A 21,088-nucleotide genomic window follows, 5' to 3' on the forward strand; every position below is an offset into this window, starting at 1 on the left:
GAGCGTGGCGGAAACACACACAAAAGGTACCGTTTTGCGTTTCATGCCGTCTTTTCTTTTTTCATTTTTTCTTCTGGTTCTTGCGCTGCCGGGTCATGCGGCGGGACCGGATCCGTCGGTCGCCTGTGTCGAAGCTCAGGTGGCGGCGCTGGGCTATTCGGTGCCGAAACCGGACGGCAGGGTCGATCCTCAGACTCGAGCCGCCACGCAGGCCATGAAACAACAGGGAAAATCCGCCGCCATACGCGCGCTGCCGGGCTTCAAGCTTGAAACCGCCGTTGGCTGGTGCCGCGAGATTGGCATGTCCCACCCGGCTGCGCGCAAATTTATGCCCTCGGCCAAGCCACCGATCGTCTATGCCCATGGCGGGCCCGGATCGGTGCCGCACAAGGTGGTCGCCCAGGCGTTTCGCGATACCGAAAACTATTTCCGCAGCCGCTACGGTTTCCTGTCAGCCAGCCGGGTTGATGTGGCCGGCTCGCACGATGTCCGCGAACTGGCGGGCTTTGCCGCCGAGCTGCAGCGCAAGCGGCGCTATTCCTTTGGCGGCATGTCAAAATTCATCAACCGTGTCTGCGACGAGGGCTACAGCTATGGCGGTGTGGCAATCATCAATCAGCTTCTTGTCTGCTGGCCCACGGCCAAACGGTTCGATGCCGCCTGGCAAAAGAAGACAAGGCGCGTGATCACCGGCATCATGGTGCATGAATACATGCATCACGTGCAGCGCGAACTGACCAATTCCAAGAGCTTTGCCCGGCGCAACTACTATGCTCGCCGCTCAATGGGCCCCAAATGGATGGTCGAGGGCACCGCCGAAGTGGCACAACTTGACTGGCTGATCCGCCACGGCGGGCTCAAGAACCCCGGGATTGGTGGCTACGTCAATCGTGCGGCAAAATCGGCGAAGTCGCTTCGCAACATGCGCGAACATGGCGCCCTGAAGGGGGGCGATCAATACGCGGTCGCGCATCTTGCCGCGCGCCTTCTGGCCGAGCGTAATGGTGCCCAGTCAATCTTGAACTACTGGCGTTATCTCGGTCACGGGAACAATTGGGAAACAGCCTTCCAAAAGGCCTTCGGCATGCGCCTGTCCGATTACGAGCGGCTGTTTGAAACCCTGCGGCGCGACCGGGCCAAAGCCGCCGCCTTTGCCGCCGGACGCAGCTAGGCGCGGAAATAGAAAAAGCCCCGATGTCATGCGGCACCGAGGCTTTCTTACTTTCGTCAGGGCGGATCAGTTGGTCCCGATCAGACCCATCGATTCCAATTTCAGGATCACCTGGTGGGCACAGTTGTCGACCTCGACATTCTCGGTCTCGACCCGCAGCTCCGGATCGACCGGCACGTCATAAGGATCGGAGATTCCGGTGAACTCCTTGATCTTGCCCTCGCGTGCCAGCTTGTAGAGCCCCTTGCGGTCGCGGCGTTCGCATTCCTCGATCGTGGTGGCGACATGAACCTCGACAAAGGCGCCATAGGATTCGATGTCCTCGCGCACGGCACGCCGGGTTGTGGCATAGGGTGCAATCGGCGCACAGAGGGCAATACCGCCATTCTTGGTAATCTCGCTGGCAACGTAACCGATCCGGCGGATGTTGAGGTCGCGGTGCTCTTTCGAAAAGCCAAGTTCGCTCGACAGGTTTTTCCGAACGATGTCCCCATCAAGCAGCGTCACCGGACGCCCGCCCATTTCCATCAGCTTGGTCAAAAGCGCGTTGGCGATGGTCGATTTACCCGAGCCCGAGAAACCGGTGAAGAACACGGTGAACCCCTGTTGCGACCGCGGTGGATAACGAAGACGCAGCTCCTTCACCACCTCGGGAAAGCTGAACCATTCCGGAATTTCCAGCCCTTCGCGCAGACGGCGGCGCAGCTCGGTGCCGCTGATGTTCAGGATGGTAACGTTGTCCCTGTCGGCAATCTCATCGGCGGGTTCGTACTGGGCGCGCTCCTGCACATAGACCATGTGTTTGAAGTCGACCATTTCGATGCCCATTTCCTCCTGATGCTCGCGGAACAGATCCTGCGCATCGTAGGGGCCATAGAAGTCCTCGCCCGCGGAATTTTTCCCCGGGCCGGCGTGGTCGCGGCCGACAATGAAATGGGTGCAGCCGTGGTTGGCGCGGATCAGGCCGTGCCAAACCGCCTCGCGCGGGCCGGCCATGCGCATCGCCAGATTGAGCAGGCTCATCGATGTGGTCGATTGCGGGTACTTGTCCAGAACCGCCTCGTAACAGCGCACGCGAGTGAAATGGTCGACATCGCCCGGTTTGGTCAGGCCCACGACCGGGTGGATCAACAGGTTGGCCTGCGCCTCCTTGGCGGCGCGGAAGGTCAGCTCCTGGTGCGCCCGGTGTAGCGGATTGCGGGTCTGGAAGGCGACAACCTTGCGCCAGCCCAGCTTGCGGAAATAGGCGCGCAATTCGTTGGGGGTGTCGCGGCGGCCACGGAAATCGTAATGCACTGGCTGTTGGATGCCGGTGACCGGCCCGCCCAGATAGACGGGACCGGCCACGTTATGCAGATAGTTCACCGCCGGGTGGGCATCGTCATCAGAGCCGAACACCTTCTCGGCCTCGCGGGCCTTGTTGGGGGTGTATTTGTCACCGATCGACATGATTGCCAGGATCACACCTTCCTGATCGCGCAGGGCGATGTCCTGACCCGGTTCGATGCTGTCGGCAAAGTCCTGGCTCACATCCAGCGTGATCGGCATCGGCCACAGGCTGCCATCGGCCAGCCGCATGCTCTCGACCACACCGGTGTAGTCTTCTTCGGTCAGGAACCCCTTGAGCGGGTTGAAGCCGCCGTTCATCAGAAGTTCCAGGTCACAGATCTGGCGCGGGGTCAGATCCCACGACACCAGGTCGACGGCTTCGCGCTTGAGCTTTTGCGCGCTGTCATACGAGACGAAAAGCTCGGGGATAGGGGCGTGAAGGTTCTGCATGGTTTGGGTCCTGTTCTTACTATTGACTAGGTTGCTGGTGCTGCCGGTCAGTTCGGCGTGCAGCGCGTCATATTCGGCCAGTTTCCTGGCCAGGAATTGATCGGTGAGGCGGGATTTTTCCGCCGCCCCCTTGGGGGTCAGCAGATAGGCCTGGCGTTTGCGCCGGTCGGTGCTGGCGCTGTCGCTGATCTGCACGAAACCGGCCTCGGTGGCGGCGCGCAGCAATGCATTGAGCTTGCCCAGGCTGATGCCCAAGGCCTCGGCCGTCTCCCGCTGCGACGCCTCGGGCGCCAGGTCAAGCTGGCGCAACAGGCGAAAACGCAGATCGGCGTCTTCGGACATTTGGGTTGTGGCTTCGGGCATAGTTATCCGGCGCTGCTCGATGTGCGTTCATTTGTGAACAAATCCCGTATTGTTCATTTCTGAACAAAAATCAAGAGTTCAATTCGGGGCATTCTGCGGTATGGCCGGGTTGCAACGCGAAACGCCCCGCCGGTTGAGGCGGGGCGTTCGAAAACAGACTTGTTTTCAGGTGGTTGTCCCTCAGTCTTTCTGCTCGGCCAAAAAACGCTCGGCCTCGAGCGCGGCCATGCAGCCCATGCCGGCGCTGGTCACCGCCTGGCGATAGACATGGTCGGTCAGGTCGCCGGCGGCGAAAACGCCGGGGATTGAGGTGGCGGTCGAATCCGGTTTGGTCACCACGTAACCGCCCATATGGGTCTCCAGCACGTCCTTGACCAATTCGTTTGCCGGTGCGTGGCCGATGGCGATGAACACACCCTTGCACGGGATCTCGCTGATTTCGCCGGTCTTCACATGCTTGACCTTGACGCCAGTGACCCCCTTCGGGTCCTCGTCGCCCATCACTTCTTCCAGCGTGTGGAACCACAACGGTTCGATCTTTTCGTTTTTCATCAACCGGTCTTCGAGGATCTTCTCCGAACGCAGCTCGTCGCGGCGGTGAATCAGCGTCACTTTCGAGGCAAAATTGGTCAGGAACAGCGCTTCCTCGACGGCAGTGTTGCCGCCGCCGACCACGACGATCTCTTGGCCGCGATAGAAGAATCCGTCACAGGTGGCGCAGGCGGAAACACCAAAGCCCTTGAACTTCTCCTCGCTGTCCAGCCCAAGCCATTTGGCCCGGGCCCCGGTCGCCAGGATCACCGCGTCGGCGATGTAAAGCGTGCCGCTGTCGCCCTTGGCCTTGAACGGGCGCTCGCTCAGGTCGAGATCGGTGATGATGTCGCCAATAACTTCAGTGCCTGTGGCGCGGGCGTGCTCTTCCATCTTCATCATCAACTCGGGGCCCTGGATGTCGATGAACGAGGGGTAGTTTTCCACTTCCGTCGTGGTGGTCAGCTGTCCGCCGGGCTCGAGCCCCTGCACCAGGATCGGCTCCAGCATGGCGCGGCTGGCATAAACCCCCGCGGTATACCCTGCGGGTCCCGATCCGATGATCAGAACCTTGGTGTGACGTGTCTCGGCCATGATGAGCCCCCCGGCTGAATTTGCGTTCTCGCGGCATATAACCACGCGCCGGGCGCGAGAAAACCCCCTTGGCCCCCGGGAACTGGTCCGGGTGCCGCTTTGTCGCGCCGCGCCGTGGGGCAAAAAACTCTGTGTAACGATGTTGCGGATGCGCGAAATATTATTGCGCGCGCGCTTGGCGGTGCTATAACATCCGAAAATCCAAAAAGCAGGAGTCGCCCGCATGCCAGGTTCGCGCCTTGACCCTATCGACCGCAAGATTCTGGCCGAGTTGCAGGCCGATGGGCGCATGACCAATGTCGAGCTGGCCAAACGCGTCGGCATTTCGGCCCCGCCCTGTCTGCGCCGGGTGCGCACGCTCGAGGAACAGGGGCTGATCCGGGGCTACCATGCCGATGTGAATCCGCGTGAACTGGGTTTCGAAGTGCAGGTTTTCGCCATGGTTGGCCTGCAAAGCCAGGCCGAGGCGGATCTCTCGGCTTTCGAGGACCGCTGCCGCGGCTGGCCGCTGGTGCGCGAGTGCCACATGCTCAATGGCGAGGTGGATTTCATCCTGAAATGCGTGGCGCCCGATCTGTCGACCTTCCAGAGCTTCCTGACCGAGGAGTTGACCGCAGCAGATAACGTGGCATCGGTGAAAACCTCTCTGGTTATCCGCGACGCCAAGGATGATCCTGGCGTGCCCTTCGAGGTGTTGGAAGAGCGTCTGTCGCGCAGCGCGTAACCCGGCGGTGCGCTGACGCGCGCAGTTTGGAGTCCGTTCGGGCCACGGAGGCCTTGGGGGCGCTGCCCCCAAACCCCCGGAGTATTTACCTCCAAGAAAGAGACCGAGGCAGGTTCTCTTTCTTGGTTCAATTGCTCAAAATCCGACGATTGTCTTAGCCGAAAGGATCGTCGGGATACCCGACCCCTGCCAAGTAAAGCCCCTCCGGCGGGCAGACCGGGCCACAGGCAGCGCGGTCACAGGCCTCAAGCGCTGATTTCACCTGCTCGGGCGGCCATGATCCGGCGCCAACCCGCTCCAGGGTGCCGACAATCGAACGCACCTGGTTGTGCAGAAAGGACCGTGCCCGCAGGTGAAAAGCGAACTCGGTACCGGTCTCGTGGGGGCGTTCGTCAATGGTGATCTCGTCAAGCGTTTTCACCGGGCTTTCTGCCTGGCACATGGTCGAGCGGAAAGTGGTGAAGTCATGTCGCCCGATCAGATGGGCCGCGCCTGCGCGCATTGCCTCGAGGTCGAGTTGGCTCTTCACCTGCCAGACCAGCCCCTTCAGATGTGTGGCGGGCGCCCGGCGCACCAGCAGACGGAAGAGGTACTGCCGTTCGATGGCGGAGAACCTTGCATGCCAGGCATCATCAACCTGTGCCGCATCTACGATTGCCACCGGCTGCGGTTTCAGGTGGTAGTTCAGGGCTTCGGAAAGGCGGAACGGTTTCCAGTCGCGTTCCATGTCGCAATGTGCCACCTGCGCCAGGGCATGTACGCCGGCATCGGTGCGTCCGGCGGCGGCGATGGTGTGGTCGCGTGGTTCCAGCTGGGCCAGAGCCTGTTCGATCGCCCCCTGAACCGAGGGCTGATCGGCCTGGCGCTGCCACCCGGCAAAGGGTGCGCCGTGGTATTCGATTTTGAGCGCGTATCTGGGCATATCTGCCCTTAGCGCTTCCTGCGTCGCAGCTGCAAGGGGTGGCATCGCAGGCAGGGGGATATTATCTATGGCGTGAAGATGCGCAAAGGGGCGTCGAGTGGTTATTGCAAGGTTGGCAGATACGATCACCCGCGGGGTCGAGAATATCTCTGACACCGTGTCCGAGACGTTTTTCGAGCCGGTTATCCGACTGGGTGTGACGGGTCTGTCGCGGGCGGGCAAGACCGTGTTCATCACATCGCTGGTTTCGAACCTGATGGATCGGGGGCGGATGCCGGGGCTGGTGGCGGCACAAGAAGGCCGGATCGAGGCCGCGTTCCTGCAACCCCAGCCCGACGACACTGTACCGCGGTTTGATTACGAGGCGCATCTGGGCGCGCTGACCGCCGCCGACCCGCATTGGCCCGACAGCACCCGCGCCGTATCGGAACTGCGCCTGTCGCTTCGTGTGCGGCCCTCGGGGCTGCTTTCCGGCCTGCAAGGACCGCGCATTATGCATCTCGACATTGTCGATTACCCCGGCGAGTGGCTGCTAGATTTGGGTCTGATGGACAAGGACTATGGGACATGGTCTCGCGATGTGTTGCAAAGGCTGGAAAACCGCGCTTGTGCAAAGGCTTATCTGGATCTAGCCCGCACAGCCCAGGGTGATGAAAAACACGATGAAACGGTCGCTCGTGATCTTGCCCATTCCTTCACCGGTTACTTGCATGAGGCCCGTGCGCAGGGCTTTTCCGACTGCACCCCGGGCCGGTTCCTGCTGCCCGGTGACCTGGCTGGCTCGCCAGCGCTGACCTTTGCACCGCTGCCTTCGGATGGCCCGTCAAAGCGTCGCTCGCTGCGCCGCGAAATGGAGCGCCGTTATGAGGCCTACAAATCGCAGGTGGTGAAGCCCTTTTTCCGCGATCACTTCTCGCGGATCGATCGGCAGGTGGTGCTGATCGACGCGCTGGGCGCGATCCATTCCGGGCCGCGGGCTGTCGATGACATGCGCCATGCAATGAGTGATATCCTTGGTGCCTTCCGCCCGGGGCGCAACGCGTTCCTGACGCGGCTCCTGATGGGCAAGCGGGTCGAAAAGATTCTGTTTGCCGCCACCAAGGCCGATCATCTGCACCATAAACAACACGACCGGCTGGCGGCGATCATGCAGGCGCTGGTGCGTGACGCTGCAGACCGGGCCGATTTTGCCGGGGCTGACACCCGCGCCATGGCGATGGCGTCCTTGCGCGCCACCACCGAAGAAACCCTGACCCATGAGGGCGAGGCGCTGGATTGTGTGCGCGGCACGCTGCTCGAGACCGGCAAACAAGCAGCCTTCTACCCCGGTGATCTGCCGCAGGACCCGATGCGCCTGCTCAATCCCGCCCGCGACGGAGCCGAGACCTGGCTTGATGCCGATTACGAGGTGATGCAGTTCGCGCCCGCGCAGCTCAGCCTGAAACCGAACGAGGGGCCGCCGCATATCCGGCTGGATCGTGCTGCCGAGTTCCTGTTGGGGGATCGGTTGTGAAGATCGCTCCTGCAACCTCTGCCCATGTTGCGGCCCTGGCTCGGATCCGTGGCGACTGGGCGCGCGAGACCCCTTGGATACCCGTGCTGCACAGCCGCGACGACGATCTGAAGTTCGTGACCCATCTGGCTGAGAAGGTGCAGGTTTTCGTGACCGACCCGGCCCCGCCAACCGGTTTTATCTCGGTCGACAATGATGCGGTCCCGGCGCTTTACGTTGCGCCGGGGGCCCGGTCGCAGGGGATTGGTACGGCACTGCTCGATCGGGCCCGCGACGGGCGTGATCATCTGCGTTTGTGGTGTTTCCAGACCAATCCCGGTGCGCGGTGCTTTTACGCCCGCGAAGGATTCACCGAGATCGACCGCACCGATGGCGACAATGAAGAAGGGTTGCCGGATGTGCAATTTGCCTGGGAAAGAGGGCGCGCATGACAAAACCCACTCCCCGTCACGCCCGCCTCTGGCACCTGTTCCGACTGGCCCGAATCCTGTGGAGTGCCGCGCCTCGTCGCTCATTGCGGGCGCGCCTCGGGGATTTGAAGCTGTTGGCGAGATTGATCCGCAAGCGGCAGATCACCCATGTGCCGGGGCGGCTGGGGCCGCGTGGCTTCCTTGCCCGCGATGGGAACCGGGTGCATGCGCTCTATACCCATCCGGATGCCCGGCGGCAGGGGATCGCCTCGCTGTTGATGCACGAGGCTAAGAGACAAGCCGAGCGGCTGGAGCTCTGGACTGCGCAGGACAACACCCAGGCGCGGGCCTTCTATGTCGCTCACGGGTTTTACACTGCAAGCCTTGGTTTCGGGCAGGGCAATGATGACGGTCTGCCCGATTTGCGGATGATCTGGGAAAAGGATGCACCATGACCAACGGCCCGGTTCTTATTGATCTCGAAGGCAAAAAGCCCGCCAGCCCGGCCGAGGCCCCGCCGGTGCCTGAAACCATTGATTTGCCCGAGGGCAGGGCGATGCAATCTGTCGCGGCGCTCGCCACGCGGCGCCCATCGCGGCTGGCGCGCTGGTTCTGGGGGTTGCTGGTGGCGCTGGTTACCGCCTTCCTGTCCGTGGCCGCATGGGATTTCGCCCTCGGTCTGATCGACCGCGCGCCACTCCTTGGCTGGGCCGTGGCCGCGTTGGGCGTGGCCTTCCTGCTGGTGCTGTTGGCCATTGCCATCAAGGAACTTGCTGCCTTCTCGCGCCTTCGGCGGATGGATGCGCTGCATCACGCCGCAACAACCGCGCTTGCTGACAATGATCTTGACGCCGCCCGCGATGTGGTCTCACGCCTCGATCGCCTTTATTCCGGGCGCGAAATCACCGAATGGGGCCGCGCAAGGCTGTCCGAAAGGTCAGACGAGCAATTCGATGCCGAAGCCCTTCTGGGCTTGGCCGAGACCGAGTTGCTGACCCCGCTCGACAAGGCCGCTTTGCGCGAGGTCGAAGCCGCCGCCAGACAGGTCGCCACCGTCACCGCCATCGTGCCACTGGCCCTGGCCGACGTGGTCGCCGCGCTCACCGCCAACCTGCGCATGATCCGCCGGGTGGCCGAGGTCTATGGCGGGCGCTCTGGCACTTTGGGCTCCTGGCGGTTGACGCGTGCCGTGCTGACCCACCTTGTCGCCACCGGTGCAGTCGCCGTGGGCGATGACATGCTCGGCTCGCTCGCAGGTGGTGGCCTTCTGAGCAAGCTTTCGCGCCGTTTCGGCGAAGGCGTGGTCAATGGCGCACTCACCGCCCGTGTCGGTGTCGCGGCCATCGAGGTCTGCCGTCCCTTGCCGTTCTCCGCCACCAAGCGCCCCTCGGTCTCGGCCACCGTGGGCCGGGCGCTCAAGGGCCTCTTCGGGAGCAGCAAATGAGCCGGATTCTCGTTGTTGGCGCCTATGGCATGATCGGGGCGGCGATCACCCGCCACCTGATCGAGGCAGGCCATCACGTCACCGGGCTGGGCCGTTCGATCCTGACCGCGCGGCAGGCCTTTCCCGGGCTCGATTGGTATATCCACGACATGGCCCACATGACCGTGCCGTCGGATTGGCTGCCCTACCTGCGCGACATCGACGTGGTGGTAAACGCTGCCGGGGCGTTGCAGGACGGCCCAAGCGATGATCTGACAGCGGTGCATGCCACATCCGTCGCCGCCCTGGCCGAGGCCTGCGCCACCCACAATACCGCGCTGGTGCAGATCTCGTCGATCGGCGTCAGGCCCGACGCCACGACGCATTTCTTCCGTTCCAAGGCCGCGGGTGATGCCGCCGTGCGCACCTCGGGGGCCAAGCACTGGGTCCTGCGCCCCGGCCTTGTGCTTGCCAGCACCGCCTACGGCGCGACTGGCCTCTTGCGGATGCTGGGCGCCGTGCCGTTGGTGCAGCCGCTGGCGATGGGCGGCATCCCGATCCAGACCATCGGCACGCGCGACATTGGTCGCGCCGTCGAGGCCTGTATCAGGGGCGACATACCCTCGGGCACCGAGGCCGACCTGGTTGAGGACAGTCCTCACAGCTTGGGCGAGATTACTGCGTCCTTGCGGTCCTGGCTTGGCTTTGCGCCGGCCAACAGAACGATCAACGCCCCGAAATGGCTGCTGAAGCTGACGTCCTTCGGTGCCGACTTGCTGGGTCGTCTCGGCTGGCGTTCGCCGCTGCGCTCGAACGCGCTCACAGCGCTCTCCGACGAGGTAGTTGGCGACCCGGAACCATGGCGCGCCGCCGGCGGTTTCCCGATCGCATCGCTGGGCGAGACGCTCGCCCGGATGCCCGCCCGCTCCGAGGACCGCCTGGCGGCCCGCGCCCGTCTGGTCATGCCTTTCGTGGTCGGCACGCTGGCGCTGTTCTGGGTGCTGTCCGGCCTGATCGGGCTGGCACAGCTTGATTTTGCGGCGGGTACATTGCTTGAGGCCGGCTGGCCACTCTGGGCCGCCCAGCTTTCGGTCGCGGCTTGGGCGCTGGTCGATATCGGCCTCGCGGCGGCGCTCTTGTGGCGGCCCACGGCACAGAAGGCGGCGCTGGGCATGGTATTGGTCAGCCTGGTCTACCTGGGGCTGGGCACGGTGATAACGCCGTGGCTCTGGGCCGACCCTCTGGGGCCGCTCCTGAAAATCCTGCCGGGCATGATGCTGGCCGTTGTGGCCCTGCCGCTTCTGGAAAGCCGCTAGGATGGAGCTTGTTGACCTGCTGCGCTGGCTGCATGTGATCGGTGCCTCAGTGCTTTTGGGCACCGGGGCCGGGATCGCGTTTTTCATGCTGATGGCGCATCGCAGCGGTGACGCCCATGCCGTCGCCCATACCGCTGGCGTGGTGGTGATCGCCGATATGATCTTCACCGCCTCGGCCGTGGTGATCCAACCGATCACAGGGCTCTGGCTGGCCCATGAACTGGGCTGGTCCCTCACCGAAGGTTGGATCGTGCTGTCACTGGCGCTCTACGTTTTGACAGGGGCTTTCTGGCTACCGGTGGTCTGGATCCAGACCCGCCTGCGCGACCTTGCCCGCGCCGCCGTGGCCGCGAACCAGCCCCTGCCGCCACGCCATTACCGCCTGTTCCGCATCTGGTTCGCCTGCGGGTTCCCGGCGTTTTTTGCGGTGATGGGGATCCTCTGGTTGATGCTGATGCGGCCCGACGTCGTGCTGCCGTTCTGAGGCCGTGCGGGCAGGGTTTCTTCGGTGATCCATGAACCGTGGTTCGGGGGCCTTTCTGATGTGACACAAGCGACGTCTGCTTCGGTCTTGAGCGGTCCTTTGGCTCGGGGAACCCGCACGGAATCAAGGCGCGTAGCGCCGCCGTGCGATCACCAGACCGCCCGCAGGCGCTGGTGATTTTGAAAGGGCAGTGCAACGCAGAGAGTTAGTACGGATTTCTCGGAGATAAAGTTGTTCAAACGTGTGTTGGACCACCATCCCACGGTCTGGTGATCGCACGGTTCATCCTCAAAGGTCCCATCCCGGCTAAAAAACCGTACGTCCATGCGAGAGGGCCGCCTTAAGTGCGACGTTGCCCTTCTCACCGCAGGATCGGCACCCCGCCCGGTCCCTGTATCCGCTCGACAACGCCTGCCCGCAGGGCCCGCCCGATCTTGTGGGCCAGTGCCGACCAGGCCCGTGCCTGGTCCTCGCGCAATTCCTGCGCCAACACCCGATCGAACAGATCTAGCCAGATCTCGAACATGCCCGGGCGCACATTGCCCGCCTGCATATGCGCCACCATCGGGTTGCCGTCATAGTCACGCTCGTTCAGGATCGCATTCGCCCAGAACCGGGCAATCTTGGCCTCATGCGCCGGCCAATCCTCAACATGTGCCGCAAAGACTGGCCCCAGCCCGGGGTGTTCTCGAATACGTGCATAGAAGGTTGCCACCACCCGCTCGATATCCGCGCGGGTCACATCGAACTTCGGGGGTAGGGCAGTCATCTCGTGCGGTCTCCTGTCACCGGCCGGACCCTAGCTGTTTTTCCTGACCCTGTCAGGCGCCCTGATGTCGCGCCATCCTTGGGACCTCAGTCGTCGATGTATATCTTCAGCGGGTAGCCATAGACATTCGGCGTTTTGTCAAATTTCTCGGCCTGCTTGGCCGCGGCCATCACCGCGATCATCCCGAATCCCATCATCAGCATTTTTGACTGTGCCTGACGTGTTTCAGTCGTCAGGTTCACCGCATTGACGGCCTTGGTCAGTGTCTTCGCACCGACAGCGCACGCCACTGTCATCGGCGGTGTCTGTTTCCCATATCCAGGCAGGTTCAGGGGTTTGTCGACCTTGGTCTTGGCGGTGAAAGTTGTGCTTGTCAGCGTGCAATCCGCACTCCAGGCAGCCTGGGGCAGGTCGAAATCTGCCTTGTCGAACGTGAGAACCACCGGCGTCACTGCCTGCATCTTCATTGCCTTGCCCTGTTTGGTCAGCTGCACGCCGTCGGACAGCCTGTAGGTCGCGGTTTGCTGCGTGGTGGGCTTGCGGGTTTGCTTTTGCGGCTTGGCCGCGGGTTTGGTCGGGCTCTTGGTCGCGCTGTCCGCAGTTGGGGCAGAGGTCTGTGCCGTCTGCTTGGCCTGCTCGTCGCAGCCGCTCACAAGCAGGGCCGCCGCAGCGGTAAAGCATGCAATGCGCAATACACTCATCATCAATGTCCTAAACACGTTATAGCTGTTTTGACGCTCTCTAGCGTCATGCCGGTCCTGATGCAAGGCTTCTCGTCCGCCCGCGCCATTCCGCCTCTGGACGCCCCGCGCAACCCGCCCTATAACGCCGCTCAAGATGACAGGTTTCGTGACGATCATTATTCGAATTATTTCCCCGGCGCTCTGAGGCAAGAGCCGCCGGGCCAAGGCGTATGGAATGCCACGCCGATCTCGTGAAACCGAATACCCCCATACAGGAAAGATACGGGCCATGACCGATCAGACCCCCGCAGACAAACGCGACTACAAATCCACCCTGAACCTGCCGCAGACCGATTTCCCGATGCGCGCGGGCCTGCCCAAGCGCGAACCCAAATGGTTGGCGCGCTGGGAAAACATCGGCGTCTACGACAGCCTGCGCGAACAGGGCAAGGCCGAAAACCGCCCGCCCTTCGTGCTGCACGATGGCCCGCCCTATGCCAACGGTCATTTGCACATCGGCCACGCCCTGAACAAGACGATCAAGGACATGATTGTGCGTTCGCATCAGATGATGGGCTTTGACAGCCGTTACGTCCCCGGCTGGGACTGTCACGGGTTGCCGATCGAATGGAAGATCGAGGAACAATACCGCAAGAAGGGCAAGAACAAGGACGAGGTCGACATCGTCGACTTCCGTCAGGAATGCCGGGCCTTTGCCGATGGCTGGATCGACATCCAGCGCGAGGAATTCAAACGCCTTGGCGTCACCGGCAACTGGCCCGATCCGTACCTGACGATGAATTTCCACGCCGAGGCAGTGATCGCCGCCGAGTTCCAGAAGTTCCTGATGAACGGTACTTTGTATCAGGGCTCGAAACCGGTGATGTGGTCGCCGATGGAACAGACCGCCCTGGCCGAGGCCGAGGTCGAATACCACGATAAGGACAGCTTCACCATCTGGGTGAAATTTCCGGTCGCGACCGAGGGTGACCTGCAAGGGGCCAATGTGGTGATCTGGACCACCACTGCCTGGACCATCCCGTCGAACAAGGCTGTGGTATTCGGCGATCACGTCGAATACGGCCTCTACGAGGTCACCGACACGCCCGACGAATGCTGGGCTGCAACTGGTGACCGCTATATCCTGGCCGACACCCGCGCCACTGACACCTTTGCCCGCGCCCGGCTCGAGGATGGCATGTGGACCCGTGTGCGCGATGTACCGACCTCGGAACTGGCCGGTCTGACCCTCAAACACCCCCTCCACGGGGCCGAAGGCGCCAATGGCGAATGGGACGACCTGCGCGACTTCCGCGCCGCCGATTTTGTCAGCGACGAAGAAGGCACCGGCTTCGTGCACTGCGCCCCGTCCCACGGGATGGAAGAATACGAGCTCTACCGCGATCTGGGCATGCTGGAACAGGTCATCACCTACAACGTGATGGACGATGGCGGTTTCCGCGCCGATCTGCCGTTCTTTGGCGGCACCTACATCCTCAACCGCAAGGGCAAGGAAGGCGACGCCAACACCGCCGTGATCAACAAACTGGTCGAGGTTGGCGGGCTGCTGGCGCGTGGCAAGATCAAGCACTCCTATCCGCATAGCTGGCGCTCCAAGGCCCCGGTGATCTATCGCAACACGCCCCAGTGGTTTGCCGCGATCGACAAGGATGCAGGTGGCAACAATGAGCATGGCACCACGATCCGTGAACGGGCGCTGAATTCCATCGACAACCTGGTGAAATTCACCCCTCAGACGGGCCGCAACCGGCTCTATTCGATGATCGAGGCGCGCCCAGACTGGGTGCTGTCGCGTCAACGTGCCTGGGGTGTTCCGCTCACCTGCTTCACCCGCAAGGGCAAACTGCCCACGGACGAAGGTTTCCTGCTGCGTGACGATGCCGTCAACGCCCGCATCGTGCAGGCGTTCGAGGAAGAAGGCGCCGACGCCTGGTACAAAACCGGCGCCAAGGACCGCTTCCTCGGCAATGACTACCATGCCGAAGACTGGGAGCAGGTGTTTGACGTGCTTGACGTCTGGTTCGACAGTGGTTCGACCCACGCCTTCGTCCTGCGCGACCGTGAAGACGGCACCGAGGACGGCATCGCCGATGTCTATATGGAAGGCACCGACCAGCACCGCGGCTGGTTCCATTCCTCGATGCTGCAGGCCTGCGGCACCATGGGCCGTGCGCCCTATCGCAACGTCGTCACCCACGGCTTCACGCTGGACGAGAAGGGCAACAAGATGTCCAAATCGCTCGGCAACACCATCGTGCCGGACGAGGTGATCAAGCAATACGGCGCCGACATCCTGCGCCTCTGGGTGGCCCAGACCGATTACACCGCCGACCAGCGGATCGGTCCGGAAATCCTCAAAGGTGTGGCCGACAGCTATCGCCGCTTGCGCAACACCATGCGCTTCATGCTGGGATCTTTGTCGCAGTTCGACGAAAGCCAACGCGTCGCGCCCGCCGACATGCCCGAGCTGGAACAATGGGTTCTGCACCGTCTGGCCGAGCTCGACCACACCGTGCGCACTGGCTACAAGGCATTCGATTTCCAGGGCGTCTTCTCGGCGGTGTTCAACTTCTGCACCGTGGACCTGTCGGCCTTCTACTTCGACATCCGCAAGGACGCGCTTTACTGCGATGGCGAAAGCCCCCGGGCGCATGTCGCCCGCACGGTTCTCGACATTCTGTTCCACCGCCTGACCACATGGTTGGCGCCGATCTTGGTTTTCACCATGGAAGACGTTTGGCTGTCGCGCTTCCCCGACGATGCGGGCTCTGTGCACCTCACGGATTTCCCCGACACGCCCGCCGATTGGCTCAATGAACCGCTGGCCGCAAAATGGTCCAAGGTCCGCAAGGCCCGTCGTGTCGTGACCGCCGCGCTGGAAGTGCAGCGTAGCGACAAGGTGATTGGGGCCTCGCTCGAGGCCGCTCCGGTGGTCCACATCCGTGAAGAGGACATGCTTGCAGCGCTGAAATCGGTGGCCTTTGATGACATCTGCATCACCTCGGCCATCGCGTTGACTGGTGACCCAATGCCAGCTGAGGCCTTCCGCCTGCCGGAAATCGAAGGCGTCGGCGTGGTGTTCGAGAAGGCAGACGGTGAGAAATGCCAGCGCTGCTGGAAAATCCTGCCGGACGTGGGCACCCACGGCCATGGCGGTGTCTGCGGCCGCTGTGACGCGGCGCTGGGATGAGTGATCGCACATCAACCGATACCGCGCTGGCCAGGCAAATTGCCGGCCAGCGCACGGTTGATATCGACCGGCTTGATGCCACCGCGCGGAGGGCGCTGGGGGACGCGCTCTATCCCGTCCAGCAACTGATCTTCCACGGGCCCGAGAAGGAAGAGTTCCTCGACCACGTCATGTTCCCCGACGCGGAACGCAACATGGTGCGGCTCTATCTCGACGAGGCCGGCGCCACCGTCGGGTTCTGTGCCGTGCACCGCTATCGCCGCAAGCTCAATGGCCGCACCTATCTGGTGCTCCGGGCCGAGGCGGGGTTGCACCCCGATTTCCGCGGTCGCGGCAGCACCTATTGGTTCGGCATCACCCGGGCGCTGCGGCAGAAACTGCGCCACCCGTTCACGCCGCTCTACTATCTCGGGACGCTGGTGCATGTCTCGTCCTACCACCTGTTCTACAAGTATTTCCCCAAGATCTACCCGACGCCCGACCGTGACATGCCCGACAGGGTGCGCGATCTGGCGCTTGATCTGAGTGAAAGCTTCCACTTTCCGGCGGTCGATCCGTCCGATCCGCTGGTGCGCGACGCAGGCTGGACCACGATCGAGACCCCGCAGGAGGCCGTGCTGTCCCATCAGGACAACCGCCTCGACGTTGCCTATTACCGGAAACGAAACCCGGGCTATGCACATGGCCACGGGCTTGTCGTGCTGGTGCCACTCAGCTGGCCCAATCTTGCCGGGGCGGTGTTTCGCCGCCTGCGCGAAGTGATCAGCCACAAGGTCACGGGTCGCAGGCCGCATCTGTAAGCAGCGAGGCTCCGTATCCGAGGCCAACTGTCGTCATGAACGGACGTGTCAGGTCGTGGCGCACTATTTTATGTCGAAAGACTGCAGGACTTGATTAAATGCAGGCTGATGCATCTTCCAAAAGCTCGTACCGGTTTCGCAATCCAAGGCGTAAGCCTTTTTTCCGACAACGAAATACAGGCGCTTAGAACGCCCGCCTGTTCGGAGATCGACCAACTCCTCATAGCCCTGAGCGCCGGATTTTGTTTTAGCCTTCCGGTAACTGAGCCGAACCTGGGAAAGCCCCTGCTTCGCAAGCTCTCTCTTTGTAAAGTTTGACAGGTACGCTGCTAATTCTGAAGAAGACTTAAAGGCGGATTTGGTCACGTGAATACCACAGAGAGCGGTTTTGTCCGCAGACCACAACTCGGTTGTGATACGGTCAACTCTTCGCATGCTCCACCCCGCTGGCAAAACGGCAGTCCATCCTTTGCCGTCAATTGCCCTCGGCCCTGCCTCGGTAGGCTGCACCGCGAGCAGGAAGATGGAAACCAAACCCACAAAGGCACGACTGCATATGCGTTTCATCACGTTGCCCTCCTCGCAGCGATTGTCGTTCAGTCTACCGCGCGTGCACCATGATACGGATCATTGACAGGAAGTGCAGGAAACGGATTGCTTGGCGATGACGTGATAAGGCATGTTCCATCCATGCCCCGCCTGACCCTCGATACCCCAACCGGCCTGTTCTCGATCACCGAGGAAGAAGGTGCCATCATCCGCGCCGAATGGGACGCGGGCGGCGGTGCCGACGAAACCCCGCTGCTGCTCAAGGCGCGTGATCAACTCACAGAGTATTTCGCCGGCACGCGAGCCGAATTCGACCTGCCGCTCCGCGTTCACGGCTCCGATTTCCAGCGCGCGGTTTGTGACGCCATACTGGCCATCCCGCTGGGCGAGACCTTGACCTATGGCGACATTGCCAAGGCGCTGGAGGTTCCCGCGCAAGCGGTGGGACAGGCCTGTGGCGGCAACCCGATCCCGGTGATCATCCCTTGCCATCGCGTGATGGGGGCAGGGGGCAACCTCACCGGGTTTTCGGGCGCCGGCGGGGTCGAGACGAAAGTCTGGCTCTTGCGCCATGAAAAAGCCGGCGGATTGCTGATCTGATAACGCAGCGCGCGCCGCTTTAACGTCTTCCTGAACGAGATCCTGCCCCACCGAACGCCAGACGGATGCCAGCCGGAAACCAGACGGATTCCATACACCAGACATCCGCCAAAATTTGGCTGTTAACCTGCCGGGGCGCCCCGCTCATAAATGATTTGCTGGGCGATCCCGGCAAACAGCAGATAGACGCTGGTGATGATCAACCCCCAACTGGCCCAGCTCTGCGGGTGAAAATCGACCCACGCCGCCCAACCGGCAAAGAAGGTCCAGGCCAAAGCCATTGGTAATGTTACATTTCTCCAGCGTTCCGTGCGCACCGGGTGGACAAATTTCAGCGGCAGGAACATCGCCACGGCCAGTCCTGTCACCAGCGCAAGAATGACCCAGAAATTGGGCGTCAGCGCAAAGACGACAATCGCCACCATGTTCCAGCACCCGGGAAAACCGGAAAAGGAATTATCCTTTGTTTTCATGCGCGTATCGGCAAAATACAAGGCGCTGGTAAAGGTGATCACGATGATCACAAACCACCCGGTCCACCCCTCGAATAGCCCTGATTTGAACAAGGCAAAGGCGGGAATGAAGACATATGTCAGGTAATCGATAATCAGATCGAGCAGCACCCCGTCGAACTCGGCTGCGTATTCCTTGACCTGGTATTTGCGCGCCAATGGCCCGTCGAGCCCGTCCACGGCAAAGGCCACCACCAGCCACAGGAACATCATGTCCCACTGTTTCTGAGTCGCTTCAAGCATCGCCAGCATGGCAAAAACCGCCCCGGTCGCGGTCAGAAGATGAACCGACAATGCCTTGAATTGGTTTGACATTTTCTCTCCCTCTCCGCGTCTACCCGGCCTTGGGATGGGCCTTGTCATAGACTTCCATCAGGCGCGCCTGGTCCACACTAGTATAGGCTTGCGTCGTCGAAAGCGAGGCGTGGCCCAACAGCTCCTGAATGCTGCGCAGATCGCCCCCCGCGCTCAGCAAATGCGTGGCAAAGGAATGGCGCATCGCGTGCGGCGTGGCGCTCGCCGGTAATCCCAGTTGCGCCCGGACCTGCTCCATTACCTTTTGGATCGCCCGCGGATTGAGCCGCCCCCCGCGGGTGCCACGAAACATCGGTCCGTCGTCTTCTTGCGGATAAGGGCATTCGCTCAGATAGCGCTCGACCGCTTGTCGGGCCGCATCGATCACTGGAACAACCCTTTCTTTACCTCCCTTGCCGACAATACGCAGCACGGGCGGTAAAGGCGCATCGCACCCATTCAAACTCAACGCTTCGGAAATCCGCAGCCCGCAGCCGTACAGAAGGGTAATCACCGCCATGTCGCGCGCTGCGATCCATGGCTCGGCATGTTGCAGCTCGACCGTGTCGATCATGGCCCGTGCCGCATCCACGGCCAGCGGGCGCGGCAGCTTGCGCTGGAATTTCGGTGAGCGCGCCGCCAGAACCGCGCTGATTTCGGCGCCTTCGCGCTCGCTCAGCCAACGAAAGAAGCTTTTCACCGAGGAAAGTTTCCGCGCCAGGCTGCGTGGTCCGACCCCGGTGCCACGGGTGAATACCATCCAGGCGCGCATGTCGCTGATGCTCACGGCCATCAGCGGCTTGATCCCCTGGGCCTCGCCCTTGTGTTCGGTGATGAACGCCAGAAACCCACCCACGTCACGGCCATAGGCATCCAGTGTGTTCGGGGACGCACCTTTGAGCGCTTTTGCGTGCGCCAGCCAGCCCTCAAGCGCATCACGCGCGGCTGGCGAAATCAGGCTCATGACAGCCAGCGGCGCATCGCTCTTTCAAAAACGCCCGCAAAAAATACAAGAAGATCAGTGCCTTGCTGTGGAGTGAACAAGTGCGGATCCTCTGATCCCATGATCAGCATCCCCGGCAGTTTGCCCTCGCCCAGGTCCAGCGTCAGGCAGGCCTCGGAGCGGATCCAGCTCGCCTTGTCGCCATAGACATCGTCGTCGCCCTTGTCGATCTGGCGCAATGTCGCCTGCCGCATCGGCGCGCCGCGCTCGCCGGTGACGTACGCGTCGATATAGCCCGGCTCGGCCACGCTCAGCACCTGGCCCAGCCGTTGCACAGCCGGGTCATCGTCGCTCTGCACCGATTCCAGTACCAGCTTGACGCAATCCACCCGCAAAATCTCTGCCACTTCCCCGCTCAGATCGCGCAGGAAGCTTTCAAATTCCGTGGGGTCCAACATCCGCAGAATGGCTCGATGCACCTGGTTGGTGCCAGCCAGATTTTCGTAGGCCGCCGCAATCACGCTGCGATGGGTGTCTTCAAGCCGGTCCAGCCGGGCTTCAAGCCGCTCCATCGCGATACCACGCAGATCGACGATATTGCCGCCCATCGAGCGTTCATTGGCCGCGATCAGGGCGCGCATAACGTCCTGATCTTCAAGGATAACCTCGGGGTCCGCGATGATTTTCTCGCGAAGGGAATCGTCCATACGGGGCGAACTGCTCATTTTTGCCTCGTTAATTTTCGGGCTTTATATCATAGGTTACAGAATATTCTGCCCTGTTTTTTCCCAATCGGCCATAAATGCCGCAAGCCCGTTATCGGTCAGCGGGTGCTTGACCATTGCCTTGATCACGTTGGGCGGCGAGGTGATGACGTCAGCCCCGATGCGGGCACAATCGGCGATGTGATTCACCGACCGGATCGAGGCTGCTAGAATCTCGGTTTCAAACCCGTAGTTGTCATAGACCTCGCGGATATCGGCAATCAGGTCCATCCCGTCGAGGTTGATGTCATCTAGACGCCCAATGAAGGGGCTGATGAAGCTCGCGCCGGCCTTGGCGGCAAGGATCGCCTGATTGACGCTGAAGCACAGGGTGACGTTGACCATATTTCCTGCGGAAGACAACACCTTACAGGCTTTCAACCCATCCCATGTCAGCGGCACTTTCACCGCGATATTATCGGCGATCTTGGCAAGCTTGCGGCCCTCTTCGATCATCGCGTCGGCTTTGAGCGCCACCACTTCGGCACTGACCGGCCCGTCGATCATCTCGGCGATTTCTTTCGTGACCTCGACAATGTCACGGCCCGACTTCATGATCAGCGACGGGTTGGTGGTCACACCATCTGCCATGCCCAGGTCGTTCAGCTCGGCAATCGCGTCGACCTCGGCGGTGTCTACAAAAAATTTCATGGTTTTAAACCTTGCGTGGGTTGGGTTTTGTCAGCGGCGGGTTTAACCGATAGATTGACCTCTCGAAACCCTTAATCCAACT

22 protein-coding genes are annotated in these 21,088 nt (G+C 61.7%); 12 read left to right on the top strand and 10 right to left on the bottom strand.

Annotated features, from left to right (window positions below):
* Positions 1–43: 43 nt before the first annotated feature.
* The gene (locus RXV86_RS14760) at positions 44–1,171 is read left to right on the top strand and encodes a hypothetical protein (RefSeq protein WP_316301010.1); all 1,128 of its coding nucleotides are present in this window, start codon (positions 44–46) and stop codon (positions 1,169–1,171) included.
* 66 nt (positions 1,172–1,237) lie between these two features.
* Here RXV86_RS14760 and RXV86_RS14765 read toward each other — a convergent pair whose 3' ends face one another.
* On the bottom strand, positions 1,238–3,313 hold the full coding sequence (locus RXV86_RS14765; protein ID WP_316301011.1) for a bifunctional sulfate adenylyltransferase/adenylylsulfate kinase: 2,076 nt from the start codon (positions 3,311–3,313) through the stop codon (positions 1,238–1,240).
* Between the two features lie 180 nt (positions 3,314–3,493).
* Positions 3,494–4,438, bottom strand: a complete 945-nt coding sequence (gene trxB / locus RXV86_RS14770) for a thioredoxin-disulfide reductase (RefSeq protein WP_316301013.1) — start codon at positions 4,436–4,438, stop codon at positions 3,494–3,496.
* Between the two features lie 223 nt (positions 4,439–4,661).
* Between trxB and RXV86_RS14775 the strand changes: the two genes are divergently transcribed.
* Positions 4,662–5,162, top strand: coding sequence for an Lrp/AsnC family transcriptional regulator (locus RXV86_RS14775; protein ID WP_316301014.1), 501 nt, complete (start codon positions 4,662–4,664; stop codon positions 5,160–5,162).
* Between the two features lie 154 nt (positions 5,163–5,316).
* Here the strand turns inward: RXV86_RS14775 and truA are convergent, their stop codons facing one another.
* A complete protein-coding gene (gene truA / locus RXV86_RS14780; protein WP_316301015.1) occupies positions 5,317–6,084 on the bottom strand; it encodes a tRNA pseudouridine(38-40) synthase TruA in 768 nt (255 codons plus the stop codon).
* A gap of 97 nt (positions 6,085–6,181) precedes the next feature.
* Here truA and RXV86_RS14785 point away from each other — a divergent pair, with 97 nt between their 5' ends.
* Genes RXV86_RS14785 through RXV86_RS14810 form a run of 6 tightly spaced genes read left to right on the top strand, consistent with a single transcriptional unit; the run spans position 6,182 to position 11,230 of the window.
* A complete protein-coding gene (locus RXV86_RS14785) occupies positions 6,182–7,597 on the top strand; it encodes a YcjX family protein (protein WP_316301016.1) in 1,416 nt (471 codons plus the stop codon).
* Positions 7,594–8,028, top strand: a complete 435-nt coding sequence (locus RXV86_RS14790; protein ID WP_316301017.1) for a GNAT family N-acetyltransferase — start codon at positions 7,594–7,596, stop codon at positions 8,026–8,028. Before RXV86_RS14785 ends, RXV86_RS14790 begins: the two co-directional genes overlap by 4 nt.
* A complete protein-coding gene (locus tag RXV86_RS14795; protein WP_316301018.1) occupies positions 8,025–8,462 on the top strand; it encodes a GNAT family N-acetyltransferase in 438 nt (145 codons plus the stop codon). The genes RXV86_RS14790 and RXV86_RS14795 overlap by 4 nt, the downstream gene beginning before the upstream one ends.
* Positions 8,459–9,451 carry a TIGR01620 family protein gene (locus RXV86_RS14800; protein WP_316301019.1) on the top strand — a complete coding sequence of 331 codons (993 nt, stop codon included), beginning with the start codon at positions 8,459–8,461 and terminating at the stop codon, positions 9,449–9,451. The genes RXV86_RS14795 and RXV86_RS14800 overlap by 4 nt, the downstream gene beginning before the upstream one ends.
* Positions 9,448–10,746, top strand: a complete 1,299-nt coding sequence (locus tag RXV86_RS14805; RefSeq protein ID WP_316301020.1) for an SDR family oxidoreductase — start codon at positions 9,448–9,450, stop codon at positions 10,744–10,746. The genes RXV86_RS14800 and RXV86_RS14805 overlap by 4 nt, the downstream gene beginning before the upstream one ends.
* A 1-nt stretch (position 10,747) precedes the next feature.
* Positions 10,748–11,230 carry a DUF2269 domain-containing protein gene (locus tag RXV86_RS14810; RefSeq protein ID WP_316301021.1) on the top strand — a complete coding sequence of 161 codons (483 nt, stop codon included), beginning with the start codon at positions 10,748–10,750 and terminating at the stop codon, positions 11,228–11,230.
* A gap of 361 nt (positions 11,231–11,591) precedes the next feature.
* Here RXV86_RS14810 and RXV86_RS14815 read toward each other — a convergent pair whose 3' ends face one another.
* Positions 11,592–11,999, bottom strand: a complete 408-nt coding sequence (locus tag RXV86_RS14815; protein WP_316301022.1) for a group III truncated hemoglobin — start codon at positions 11,997–11,999, stop codon at positions 11,592–11,594.
* 86 nt (positions 12,000–12,085) lie between these two features.
* A complete protein-coding gene (locus RXV86_RS14820; protein ID WP_316301023.1) occupies positions 12,086–12,700 on the bottom strand; it encodes a hypothetical protein in 615 nt (204 codons plus the stop codon).
* A 48-nt stretch (positions 12,701–12,748) separates the two neighbouring features.
* Between RXV86_RS14820 and RXV86_RS14825 the strand changes: the two genes are divergently transcribed.
* From RXV86_RS14825 to RXV86_RS14835, 3 genes are read left to right on the top strand one after another with little or no spacing between them, the layout of a single operon-like run.
* Entirely contained in the window at positions 12,749–12,937 is a 189-nt protein-coding gene (locus tag RXV86_RS14825; protein WP_316301024.1) for a hypothetical protein, read from the top strand.
* 34 nt (positions 12,938–12,971) lie between these two features.
* Positions 12,972–15,893 (top strand): isoleucine--tRNA ligase, encoded by a 2,922-nt coding sequence (ileS, locus tag RXV86_RS14830; protein ID WP_316301025.1) that lies wholly within the window; start codon positions 12,972–12,974, stop codon positions 15,891–15,893.
* Positions 15,890–16,693, top strand: coding sequence for a hypothetical protein (locus RXV86_RS14835; RefSeq protein ID WP_316301026.1), 804 nt, complete (start codon positions 15,890–15,892; stop codon positions 16,691–16,693). Before ileS ends, RXV86_RS14835 begins: the two co-directional genes overlap by 4 nt.
* A 63-nt stretch (positions 16,694–16,756) precedes the next feature.
* On the opposite strand, the gene RXV86_RS14840 is transcribed toward RXV86_RS14835, so the two are convergent.
* A complete protein-coding gene (locus RXV86_RS14840) occupies positions 16,757–17,260 on the bottom strand; it encodes a hypothetical protein (RefSeq protein WP_316301027.1) in 504 nt (167 codons plus the stop codon).
* Between the two features lie 123 nt (positions 17,261–17,383).
* Between RXV86_RS14840 and RXV86_RS14845 the strand changes: the two genes are divergently transcribed.
* Positions 17,384–17,842 carry a methylated-DNA--[protein]-cysteine S-methyltransferase gene (locus RXV86_RS14845; protein WP_316301028.1) on the top strand — a complete coding sequence of 153 codons (459 nt, stop codon included), beginning with the start codon at positions 17,384–17,386 and terminating at the stop codon, positions 17,840–17,842.
* Positions 17,843–17,964: 122 nt separating this feature from the next.
* On the opposite strand, the gene RXV86_RS14850 is transcribed toward RXV86_RS14845, so the two are convergent.
* Genes RXV86_RS14850 through fsa form a run of 4 tightly spaced genes read right to left on the bottom strand, consistent with a single transcriptional unit; the run spans position 17,965 to position 21,006 of the window.
* Positions 17,965–18,669: a CDP-alcohol phosphatidyltransferase family protein gene (locus RXV86_RS14850; protein WP_316301029.1), complete on the bottom strand. Its 705-nt coding sequence runs from the start codon at positions 18,667–18,669 to the stop codon at positions 17,965–17,967.
* A gap of 19 nt (positions 18,670–18,688) precedes the next feature.
* Entirely contained in the window at positions 18,689–19,612 is a 924-nt protein-coding gene (locus tag RXV86_RS14855; protein WP_316301030.1) for a tyrosine recombinase XerC, read from the bottom strand.
* Positions 19,609–20,316 (bottom strand): DUF484 family protein, encoded by a 708-nt coding sequence (locus RXV86_RS14860; RefSeq protein WP_316301031.1) that lies wholly within the window; start codon positions 20,314–20,316, stop codon positions 19,609–19,611. Before RXV86_RS14860 ends, RXV86_RS14855 begins: the two co-directional genes overlap by 4 nt.
* Positions 20,317–20,352: 36 nt before the next feature.
* Complete coding sequence (gene fsa / locus RXV86_RS14865; RefSeq protein WP_316301032.1) at positions 20,353–21,006, bottom strand: fructose-6-phosphate aldolase; 654 nt, start codon at positions 21,004–21,006, stop codon at positions 20,353–20,355.
* Positions 21,007–21,088 lie beyond the last annotated feature (82 nt).

Origin of the sequence: Aliisedimentitalea sp. MJ-SS2 (assembly GCF_032586155.1) — a bacterium.
Lineage (GTDB): Bacteria > Pseudomonadota > Alphaproteobacteria > Rhodobacterales > Rhodobacteraceae > JAWHTC01.

Excerpts from the sequence above, each read along its gene's own strand:
- RXV86_RS14845 (WP_316301028.1), top strand. The coding sequence starts at position 17,384 with ATGCCCCGCCTGACCCTCGATACCCCAACCGGCCTGTTCTCGATCACC.
- RXV86_RS14775 (WP_316301014.1), top strand. The coding sequence starts at position 4,662 with ATGCCAGGTTCGCGCCTTGACCCTATCGACCGCAAGATTCTGGCCGAG.
- RXV86_RS14825 (WP_316301024.1), top strand. The coding sequence starts at position 12,749 with ATGCCGGTCCTGATGCAAGGCTTCTCGTCCGCCCGCGCCATTCCGCCT.
- trxB (WP_316301013.1), bottom strand. The coding sequence starts at position 4,438 with ATGGCCGAGACACGTCACACCAAGGTTCTGATCATCGGATCGGGACCC.
- RXV86_RS14850 (WP_316301029.1), bottom strand. The coding sequence starts at position 18,669 with ATGTCAAACCAATTCAAGGCATTGTCGGTTCATCTTCTGACCGCGACC.
- ileS (WP_316301025.1), top strand. The coding sequence starts at position 12,972 with ATGACCGATCAGACCCCCGCAGACAAACGCGACTACAAATCCACCCTG.
- RXV86_RS14855 (WP_316301030.1), bottom strand. The coding sequence starts at position 19,612 with ATGAGCCTGATTTCGCCAGCCGCGCGTGATGCGCTTGAGGGCTGGCTG.
- fsa (WP_316301032.1), bottom strand. The coding sequence starts at position 21,006 with ATGAAATTTTTTGTAGACACCGCCGAGGTCGACGCGATTGCCGAGCTG.
- truA (WP_316301015.1), bottom strand. The coding sequence starts at position 6,084 with ATGCCCAGATACGCGCTCAAAATCGAATACCACGGCGCACCCTTTGCC.
- RXV86_RS14805 (WP_316301020.1), top strand. The coding sequence starts at position 9,448 with ATGAGCCGGATTCTCGTTGTTGGCGCCTATGGCATGATCGGGGCGGCG.
- RXV86_RS14860 (WP_316301031.1), bottom strand. The coding sequence starts at position 20,316 with ATGAGCAGTTCGCCCCGTATGGACGATTCCCTTCGCGAGAAAATCATC.
- RXV86_RS14840 (WP_316301027.1), bottom strand. The coding sequence starts at position 17,260 with ATGAAACGCATATGCAGTCGTGCCTTTGTGGGTTTGGTTTCCATCTTC.
- RXV86_RS14835 (WP_316301026.1), top strand. The coding sequence starts at position 15,890 with ATGAGTGATCGCACATCAACCGATACCGCGCTGGCCAGGCAAATTGCC.
- RXV86_RS14810 (WP_316301021.1), top strand. The coding sequence starts at position 10,748 with ATGGAGCTTGTTGACCTGCTGCGCTGGCTGCATGTGATCGGTGCCTCA.
- RXV86_RS14760 (WP_316301010.1), top strand. The coding sequence starts at position 44 with ATGCCGTCTTTTCTTTTTTCATTTTTTCTTCTGGTTCTTGCGCTGCCG.
- RXV86_RS14795 (WP_316301018.1), top strand. The coding sequence starts at position 8,025 with ATGACAAAACCCACTCCCCGTCACGCCCGCCTCTGGCACCTGTTCCGA.
- RXV86_RS14815 (WP_316301022.1), bottom strand. The coding sequence starts at position 11,999 with ATGACTGCCCTACCCCCGAAGTTCGATGTGACCCGCGCGGATATCGAG.
- RXV86_RS14765 (WP_316301011.1), bottom strand. The coding sequence starts at position 3,313 with ATGCCCGAAGCCACAACCCAAATGTCCGAAGACGCCGATCTGCGTTTT.
- RXV86_RS14800 (WP_316301019.1), top strand. The coding sequence starts at position 8,459 with ATGACCAACGGCCCGGTTCTTATTGATCTCGAAGGCAAAAAGCCCGCC.
- RXV86_RS14820 (WP_316301023.1), bottom strand. The coding sequence starts at position 12,700 with ATGAGTGTATTGCGCATTGCATGCTTTACCGCTGCGGCGGCCCTGCTT.